Origin of the sequence: Paenisporosarcina quisquiliarum (assembly GCF_043641925.1) — a bacterium.
Taxonomy (GTDB): Bacteria; Bacillota; Bacilli; order Bacillales_A; family Planococcaceae; genus Paenisporosarcina; species Paenisporosarcina quisquiliarum_A.
Genome location: NZ_JBHZRU010000031.1, coordinates 1 through 9,178, shown reverse-complemented (window position 1 = coordinate 9,178; position 9,178 = coordinate 1). Strand labels below are relative to the sequence as shown.

The 9,178-nt window shown below is 37.1% G+C and carries 9 protein-coding genes; 8 read left to right on the top strand and 1 reads right to left on the bottom strand.

The genetic code is table 11. The features are described from left to right. Positions 1 to 433: 433 nt before the first annotated feature. The gene (locus tag ACHUE4_RS16455; RefSeq protein ID WP_394192025.1) at positions 434 to 763 is read right to left on the bottom strand and encodes a hypothetical protein; all 330 of its coding nucleotides are present in this window, start codon (positions 761 to 763) and stop codon (positions 434 to 436) included. 116 nt (positions 764 to 879) lie between these two features. Between ACHUE4_RS16455 and dinG the strand changes: the two genes are divergently transcribed. The 8 genes from dinG to ACHUE4_RS16415 all read left to right on the top strand — a co-directional run bounded on the left by dinG (position 880) and on the right by ACHUE4_RS16415 (position 9,077). Further along, complete coding sequence (gene dinG, locus ACHUE4_RS16450) at positions 880 to 3,660, top strand: ATP-dependent DNA helicase DinG (RefSeq protein WP_394192023.1); 2,781 nt, start codon at positions 880 to 882, stop codon at positions 3,658 to 3,660. A 22-nt stretch (positions 3,661 to 3,682) separates the two neighbouring features. Further along, positions 3,683 to 3,853, top strand: a complete 171-nt coding sequence (locus ACHUE4_RS16445; RefSeq protein ID WP_394192021.1) for a YpmA family protein — start codon at positions 3,683 to 3,685, stop codon at positions 3,851 to 3,853. A 9-nt stretch (positions 3,854 to 3,862) separates the two neighbouring features. Further along, positions 3,863 to 4,345 (top strand): cell wall elongation regulator TseB-like domain-containing protein, encoded by a 483-nt coding sequence (locus ACHUE4_RS16440; RefSeq protein ID WP_394192019.1) that lies wholly within the window; start codon positions 3,863 to 3,865, stop codon positions 4,343 to 4,345. Positions 4,346 to 4,361: 16 nt separating this feature from the next. Beyond that, complete coding sequence (locus ACHUE4_RS16435; protein ID WP_394192017.1) at positions 4,362 to 5,564, top strand: pyridoxal phosphate-dependent aminotransferase; 1,203 nt, start codon at positions 4,362 to 4,364, stop codon at positions 5,562 to 5,564. 15 nt (positions 5,565 to 5,579) lie between these two features. Beyond that, entirely contained in the window at positions 5,580 to 6,875 is a 1,296-nt protein-coding gene (gene asnS, locus ACHUE4_RS16430) for an asparagine--tRNA ligase (RefSeq protein WP_394192015.1), read from the top strand. Positions 6,876 to 6,896: 21 nt separating this feature from the next. Continuing rightward, positions 6,897 to 7,610 carry a DnaD domain-containing protein gene (locus ACHUE4_RS16425; RefSeq protein WP_394192014.1) on the top strand — a complete coding sequence of 238 codons (714 nt, stop codon included), beginning with the start codon at positions 6,897 to 6,899 and terminating at the stop codon, positions 7,608 to 7,610. A gap of 12 nt (positions 7,611 to 7,622) precedes the next feature. Beyond that, complete coding sequence (gene nth, locus ACHUE4_RS16420) at positions 7,623 to 8,282, top strand: endonuclease III (RefSeq protein WP_394192012.1); 660 nt, start codon at positions 7,623 to 7,625, stop codon at positions 8,280 to 8,282. 408 nt (positions 8,283 to 8,690) lie between these two features. Next, a complete protein-coding gene (locus tag ACHUE4_RS16415) occupies positions 8,691 to 9,077 on the top strand; it encodes a hypothetical protein (protein WP_394192010.1) in 387 nt (128 codons plus the stop codon). Positions 9,078 to 9,178: the final 101 nt, after the last annotated feature.

Below are 9,178 nucleotides of genomic sequence, written 5' to 3'. Positions count from 1 at the left end.
CAAGTATAAAAAAATAGGATATCACGTTGGATGAGGTGAAGTGATTTTCACTCCACCCCAACATTTGACGGAGAACCAAATAATCTAAGTTAAATCTATTACGTTACAATAACTGGAAAGGTTTCATGGAATTAAAAATAATCATAATGAGGCAGAATCACAATAATTATTAGGTATCATCTAAGAGTTGATGCGCTAGTGCTCCTGTTTTTCAAAATTTAGCTACTACTAATCTTCGGAATAAAGAACTAAATGACCGACTCCTGTGGGAAAGCGAAGACGTCGAAATCCACTCGAGCTATGCTCGAGTTAGTTCGGAGCGAGCCCACGGAAAGCGGTCATTTAATGAATTCAACTTATTTTATCTTTACAAAATAATTCAGACTTTATTATATGATAGAAAATTAATTTCACTAATACCTAGAGGACTCACTCATTCATTCAATCGGAGTGTTTCAATCATTTCTTTCCCATCTACTTCTTTAGTTGAAAACGCAATTTTATTCCCCTCTTCAATAATCTCAAAATCCCCACTCGCATCTTCAGCAATCTCATACGTATTTTCTTTGCCTTCATACATAATGACGACTGCATTGTCACCTTCGAATCGCACAAATTCTCCTTCAACTTGTGTGGTTAATTCAATTGCTGCCGGATCCCCATCTGTCGTTTCATCGTCGACTTGTACCTCTGGTTCTGCATTACATGCACTTAATGTGAATAAAAACAACAAACCAAATCCCATTAATACTTTTTTCATCATTTTTAATATTCCTCCTTTTTAGAGTAGACGTGTTTTAGGGGTGTCAGTTACACGTCACTGTAAAAATTGTGATACAATTTTTTGAGACAGATTATTGAACTGAGAGTTGATGAATTATGTATAGTCCCACTTATGCAATTGTAGATATCGAGACAACGGGTCATTCACCTAAAAAAGGTGATCGAATGATTCAGTTTGCTGCGGTTTTTATTCGTGACTGGAAGATTCAATCAACCTTTTCAACGTTTATCCAACCGGGCAAGAAAATTCCTATGTTTATTCAAGATTTAACACATATCACAGATGAAGATGTAAAAGATGCACCAACCTTCGAAGAGGTGGCAGAAGAAATTCATCAACAACTCGCACATTGTATATTTGTTGCCCATAATGCGGATTTCGATTTGCCGTTTTTGCAAGCCGAATTTAAACGTGCGGGTATGCCAAAATGGAGTGGGAAGAAGATGGATACAGTTGAGCTTTCTCGACTGCTATTTCCAACTTCTTTCAGTTATAAGCTATCAGACATTACATCTGAAATTGGCATTGTTTTGGAACAAGCTCACCGAGCAGACGATGATGCGTATGCAACAGCGGAGTTATTCATCCGCTGTAAAGAAGAAATAGAGAAATTGCCGATTTCCACTTTAGAGCAAATCCATAAACGTGCATTTTTATTAAAATCGGACCTAGCATCATTGTTCTTTGAAATTTTACAAAACAAAAGAAAACGTTCAGCACCAGAGCACTTTGACTTTTATAAGGGCATTGCTCTCTTGCCGAAATCTAGAACCGTTCAATCGAATCAGCAGATAATGCATTATCCAGAGACAAAAAACCAAAAAAGAATGATCTTTAACGACGGTTTGGCTGATTTTAAAGAGCGTGAAGGACAATTTCAAATGATGGATTCAGTGTGGTCTACTTTGCAAAACAAAGAAGAAATTGCCATTGAAGCTGAAACAGGCGTAGGGAAAACCCTTAGCTATTTAGTTCCAGCTTACTTTTTTGCGAAACAGCAAAACAAGAAAGTGATTATCAGTACATATACATCTCATTTAATGGAGCAATTACGAGACAATGAAGTCAAAAAACTCGAATCCATTGTCCAAGCACCGATTCAAGTTGCCTTACTTAAAGGAGCGAATCATTATATTGATTTAGTTCGTTTTGAAGAATTAATGAGAGCGGACGATGAATCGTATGATGATACTTTTGCGATACTTCAAATCCTTGTCTGGCTAACACGCACACAAACTGGCGATGTGGAGGAGTTAAATGTATCAAGTGGAGGTCAATTGTTCATTGATAAAATTCGGAAAACGACTTTTTCCTCAAAACAAGCTGAGGCAGAACATGATTTTCACCGTTACGCACTCTCACAAAGTGTTGAAGCTGACTTATTAATTACAAACCATGCTATGTTGTTCAGCGACAAAGATCGATTAGAGCCTTTATTTACAACGAATATCGGGGCATGCATTGTAGATGAAGCACATCAATTTGTACAAGCTGCCAATACAAGAGATGAACGAACGTTTTCATTCACTCAGTGGAAATATGTATTTGGTCAAATTGGTTTGAGTGATGGGGAACAATTGGCCGGGAAGTATTATCGATTAGTTGAACAACAAGATTATTCCATCGATTATCTTTTTAAAGATTTGAATGAAACATTTAGTTTGCTCGTATCTACGTTTGATATAGCAATTGATGATCTTGTGAAGAATATGCTGAAGATGCCTGTCAAGAGAGGGCATTCAAAGCAATCTATTTTGTTAAGTAATTTCGAATTAGATTATGAGTTATTTGATATTCATTTTCAGATGTTGCAAAAATGGATTGATTTAGCGGAGAAAATTGTGGAAAGAACAGCGAAGTTACCAAAAGATATGACGCTTTCGGAACAATTAATCACATCTGAATGGAAATATTGGTTGAATGAAATCAAAATGAAAACAGGCGAGTGGGTAGATATCTTTTTATCGTCAACAACGGACTACTCTGTTTGGCTCGAGATGGATCAAAGAAGTATCCCAGGAAGTCTCCATGTATTTAAAAAGCCGATTTCAAGTAGTGAAGCTGTAGAAGAAGTCTTTCAGCAATGGAGAGGCGAAATCGGCATCGTATGGACTTCAGGGACGCTCACTGTTCCTGGGAATAAACGCTTCATCGCGAACCAACTAGGATTACCTTTGACTTGTCCAATAAAGTCTTACGGGTCGCCGAAAGACTTTTACAATGGTGCCCGATTATTTATCGTCGAAGATATGCCACACATTCAACAAGTATCACAAACTGACTTTATTGAAGCGGTTGCTGACGCTGTTATTCAAACCGTCTTGGTAACAGAAGGTAGATGTTTTGTTTTATTTACTTCGCAAGACATGTTAAGAAAAACAGTAGAGCTAATACAAGACAGTGGATTGCTAGAAGAGTATATGTTGTTTGCACAAGGCATGACTTCCGGAAGTCGCATGCGGTTATTGAAATCGTTCCAGCGTTTTAATCGTTCTGTATTATTCGGTACGAACAGTTTCTGGGAAGGGGTAGATGTTCCAGGCGAGGCACTATCTGCTGTAATCGTTGTTCGATTACCTTTCTCTTCGCCAGACGAACCGATTTTTAAAACTCGTGCAGAGAAAATGACGGCACAAGGGATTAATTCATTTTCCGCTTTAGCACTTCCTGAAGCAATTCTTCGGTTCAGGCAAGGCTTTGGAAGACTAATACGATCGGCAGAAGATCGAGGTGTATTTATCGTCTTAGATCGAAGAATTGAATCCAAGTCTTATGGGGAAGAATTCATCCGATCTCTTCCGACGATTTCTATTAAGAAAGTCTCGCTAGAAGATATGGTTTTAGATATTGAACATTGGTATAATGAAAAAGCATGAGTGAAGAAAGAAGGGGTTCCATATGGAAAGCAAAATCGAAATTATCTCCACGGTCACCGTGGACTATCAATCAGACTTGTATAAAATTGTGGACGTCTTAAACCGATCATTAAAACACCAAGATTTAATGTTTGGTTTAGCACTCGAAAAAGAAAATCATGAGAAAGCCGTTTTTACCATCTACAAAACGTAAGGTGATAACATGAAAAAATGGATAACATTTATTGGCGTATTTGTACTCTCACTTGCCGTTTTTATTAGCTTATTTGTCATTTGGCAATCAAAAGTTCCTTTCTCAGATCAAGAGGATCGTGCCGTGCAAATGGCACTTGAACAAAAAGCTTTGGCTCAAGTTGATGATGCAGAAGTATATAACGGGACGATATCCTATGTTACTGTATTTGGCATGGATGAAAACGGTGATGATAAAGCTGTCTTTATTCCAACAAAAGCATCAAAGGACCCTATAGAAGAAGTTCTTCTAAAAGATGGCATATCAGAAAAACAAGCGATTAAAGTCGTCCAAGACGAGTTTAAAGTGAAGGAAGTTCTTCATGCAAAACTTGGCTTTGAAGATTCTAAAGTAGTTTGGGAAATTACATTCTTTAATGAAAATGACAAATTGAACTATGTATATCTACTGTTTGAAAATGGAAATTGGTGGAAGCGTATTTTGAATTTGTAAAAGGAGACGATCGACCTTGAAAATGCAATTGGCAAATCGTGTTCATACATTAACACCTTCAACAACATTGGCAATTACAGCAAAAGCGAAACAACTGAAAGAACAAGGTGTCGATGTAATTGGTCTTGGCGCAGGTGAGCCTGATTATAATACACCTGAAAATATTCTTGACGCTGCTTATCAGTCAATGAAGGATGGACAGACGAAATACACGCCGGCTGGTGGTTTGCCTGCACTAAAGCAAGCCATCATAGACAAATTAGCTCGTGATCAAAAGTTAACATATGAACCTTCGGAGATTTTAGTCGGAGTAGGTGCTAAGCATGTACTATATACTTTGTTCCAAGTTATTTTAAATGAAGGCGACGAAGTACTCATTCCTATCCCGTATTGGGTGAGTTACCCGGAACAAGTGAAGTTGGCTGGTGGAGTTCCTGTCTATATCGAAGCGACAGCTGATCAAGAATATAAAATATCAGCGAAACAAATAAAAGATGCAATTACTGAAAAAACAAGAGCAATCATTATTAACTCTCCAAGTAATCCGACGGGGATGATTTATTCGGAACAGGAATTACAAGAGATTGCAGATGTTTGTAAAGAAGCAGATATTCTGATTATTTCAGATGAAATCTATGAGAAATTGATATATGGTGATGCGAAGCATCGTTCAATTGCTGAGTTATCTACTGACTCGAAGGAACGCACAATTGTCATTAATGGTGTTTCAAAATCTCATTCAATGACAGGCTGGAGAATCGGATATGCAGCTGGAAATAAACAAATCATAAACGCTATGACCGATCTTGCGAGTCATTCAACTTCAAATCCTGTAACAACTTCACAATTTGCAGCGATTGAAGCGTATAATGGACCTCAAGATGCGGTAGAAGAAATGCGTAAAGCTTTTGAGTCTCGTCTTGAAACGATATTCCCTAAAGTAGCAGCTATTCCTGGGTTTACTTTAATTAAGCCTCAAGGCGCATTTTATTTATTACCTGATGTAACAGAAGCTTCTGTTAAAACGGGGTATTCATCAGTTGATTCATTCGTAGAAGCTTTACTAACAGAAGCCAAAGTTGCTGTTATACCGGGTTCAGGATTTGGGTCACCAAACACGATTCGATTGTCTTATGCAACATCATTAGAATTACTTGAAGAAGCAGTATCACGTATAGATTCGTTTGTACGATCAAAATGGCAAGAAGATTTGCTGTAATTTCTGGAGGAACTTATGAAAAAAATTATGATTCAAGATATGTCGAAACATCTCGGCGAAACGATTAAATTAGGTGCTTGGTTAGCTAATAAAAGATCAAGTGGTAAAATTGCCTTCCTTCAACTTCGTGACGGCTCAGGATTCGTTCAAGGAGTAGTTGTAAAAGAAGAGGCAGGAGAAGAGCTTTTTGCTAAAGCTAAATCGCTTACTCAAGAAACATCTATGTATGTAATTGGTGAAGTGACGAAAGACGAGCGTTCAACTTTCGGATACGAACTTCAAGTTAAGGACATTGAAGTGATTCATGAAGCAGTTGATTTCCCAATCACTCCTAAAGAGCATGGTACTGAATTCTTAATGGATAACAGACATCTTTGGTTACGTTCACGTAAACAACATGCCATCATGAAAATTCGTAATGAAGTGATTCGTGCGACATATGAATTTTTCAATGACAATGGATTTACAAAAGTGGACCCACCAATTTTAACGGGATCAGCTCCAGAAGGAACTTCTGAGTTGTTCCAAACAAAATACTTTGACGAAGATGCATACTTGTCTCAATCAGGCCAATTGTATATGGAAGCTGCGGCAATGGCATTAGGAAAAGTATTCTCGTTTGGACCTACATTCCGTGCTGAAAAATCAAAAACGCGTCGTCACCTTATCGAGTTCTGGATGATTGAACCGGAAATGGCGTTTGTTGAATTTGAAGAAATCCTGGAAGTACAAGAACAATACGTATCATACATTGTTCAATCGGTCTTAAAAAATTGTAAAATTGAATTAGAGCGTTTAGATCGTGATTTATCTAAACTAGAACATATTCAAGCACCATTCCCAAGAATCAGTTACGATGATGCGATTACCTTCTTACATGAAAAAGGTTTTAATGATATCGAGTGGGGAGACGATTTTGGAGCTCCACATGAAACAGCAATTGCTGAGCATTATGAAAAACCAGTATTCATTACGCATTATCCAATCGGAATTAAACCATTCTACATGCAACCACATCCAGAGCGTGATGATGTCGTATTATGTGCCGACTTAATTGCTCCAGAAGGATTTGGAGAAATTATTGGTGGTTCAGAACGTATTCACGATTATGATTTATTAAAACAAAGATTGGCAGAACATAAACTAGATGAAAAAGCGTATGCGTGGTACTTAGAATTACGTAAACAAGGTTCAGTTCCACATTCAGGCTTTGGTCTAGGATTAGAACGTACTGTAGCTTGGATTAGTGGAGCGGAACACGTCCGTGAAGCAATTCCATTCCCACGTTTATTAAACCGTTTGTACCCATAAATAATAAAGGAGTGTTCGGTTATGCAACAGCAAAACCAAGATCGGCTCCGAATTTGGACAGAGCAGGGAAATGTACACATTTCCCAGCTCTTTTTTCAACAATATAAAGCATGCGGCATCGAGGATGATGAAGCACTACTAATCCTCCATATGACGGCATTTATTGAAAAAGGAAATCATTTTCCGACTCCAGATGATTTAGCCGAAAGATCCCATATTTCAAAAGAACAAGTGAGTCATCTTATGCAACGGCTCTTTCAAAAAGGCTATTTAACCATAGAGCAAAAATACGATGACAACGGCATGTTAAATGAAGCATTTTCTTTTTATTCTTTATGGAATCGCTTATTGGACTCTTTGGTTACTGAGGAAACCTCTAAAGAACAACAAAGCCAAAAAGATGAAGAAGGCGAGATTTTCAGACTGTTTGAACAAGAATTCGGTCGATTTTTATCTCCAATGGAAAGTGAAACGATTTCCATGTGGTTTGATCAAGATCAGTTATCTCCTGAGCTCATTCGTGCGGCTTTAAAAGAAGCCGTCTTAGCACAAAAAATGAGCTTGAGATACATTGACCGTATTTTATTTGAATGGAAAAAGAAAAATGTAAAGACGTTAAGTGATGTAGAAAAGCAGGCGAGTCAATATCGCTCAGCTCCTGCACGTACTACAACTTCTGAAACAACACGTACAGAAAAGGTACCTTTCTATAATTGGTTAGAAGAACGCGAATAAGGATGTGAATGAATGTTATCAAAAGCACAATGGGAAATTTGCTTATCCGAAATGGAGAGAATGTTTCCAGAGGCGCATTGCGAACTGGTTCATTCCAATCCATTTGAATTATTAGTGGCTACTTTATTATCTGCACAGTGTACAGATGTTTTAGTGAATAAAGTGACACCTGGCTTGTTTGCTAAATATAAGAGCCCAGAAGATTACTTGGCTGTGTCAGTTGAAGAATTACAAAATGATATTCGCTCAATTGGTTTGTTTCGCAATAAAGCAAAAAACATACAGGCATTATCCCGTTTGTTAATAGACAACTTTGATGGACAAGTCCCAGCGGATAGAGAATTGTTAACGACATTCCCTGGTGTTGGTCGTAAAACCGCAAATGTAGTCCTTTCAGTTGCATTCGATGTACCAGCATTAGCTGTAGACACCCATGTTGAACGTGTATCTAAAAGATTAGGTTTATGTCGTTGGAAAGATTCAGTATTGCAAGTGGAAGAAACGATAATGAAAAAGACACCGATCGATAAGTGGTCTAAAACGCATCATCAGCTGATTTTCTTTGGTCGCTACCACTGCAAAGCACAAAACCCACAATGTCCGACCTGTCCTTTATTGGCTTTATGTCGAGAAGGGAAGAAACGGATGGGTAGGGAAGTATCTGCAAAATAAAAAGAAGCGAATCCATATGTTAAAGGGTTCTCTTCAGAGGTGCAAAATTTTAAAACACAACACAAAAGGACTATTAATTCGCATATGGATTGGTAGTCCTTTTATTATTGTTATATAGGCATTCTTGAACTAATATCACTGTTTTTAGCTCTATGTTTAGCAGCCTATTTGGTCGCACTACAATGGAAGTTGTAATACAACTAATCAGTCTGCTAATTGATATGTTAAAAGAACCTTCAAACTACATCGGTTTTTATTGACGGAATATTTTAATTTTTACAGAATGAATTGTAAAGTATTGGTATAATTACTAATAGAGGAATTTTTTCTTGTTCAACTAACGCAGCAGTTTAGTTGAGCAAGAAATAAAAACTTTGATTTATAATAATGAAAATTGGATGTGTAAAAGTGAAGAGACCTATAGGCGTTTCATTGATAAGTTATTTTTATATTTTTGGTGCAATTGTTTTATTATTTTCAGCTATTTTTTATAGTGCTGATGCTAATCCTATTGGTATAGCTGAAAGGTTTGGACTGCCGAATGTACCTGAACGATTGATGTTAGTGATTGTAGCTTTATTTTCATTGGGAATGGTCTATGGTTATATAAGATTGAAAAAATGGGGTTTTTGGACAATGATAATCTATTCTGTTCTCTTTGGAATAGTCAGTTCTCTACTTATAACTTATCAATCACATCAACCATATTTAGGGAACTTAATTTGGTCAATTATCGTATTAGCTTATACAATTTACGTAAAAAAAGAATTTTTCAAAACAAACTTCCATCATTAGATAAAACATATTACTCCTTCTTCCACTAAACCAGCCAATAGTTTGTCAATATTTATTAATGAAAACTAAAAATAGTTCATGCTATACTTATTTGTGCATGC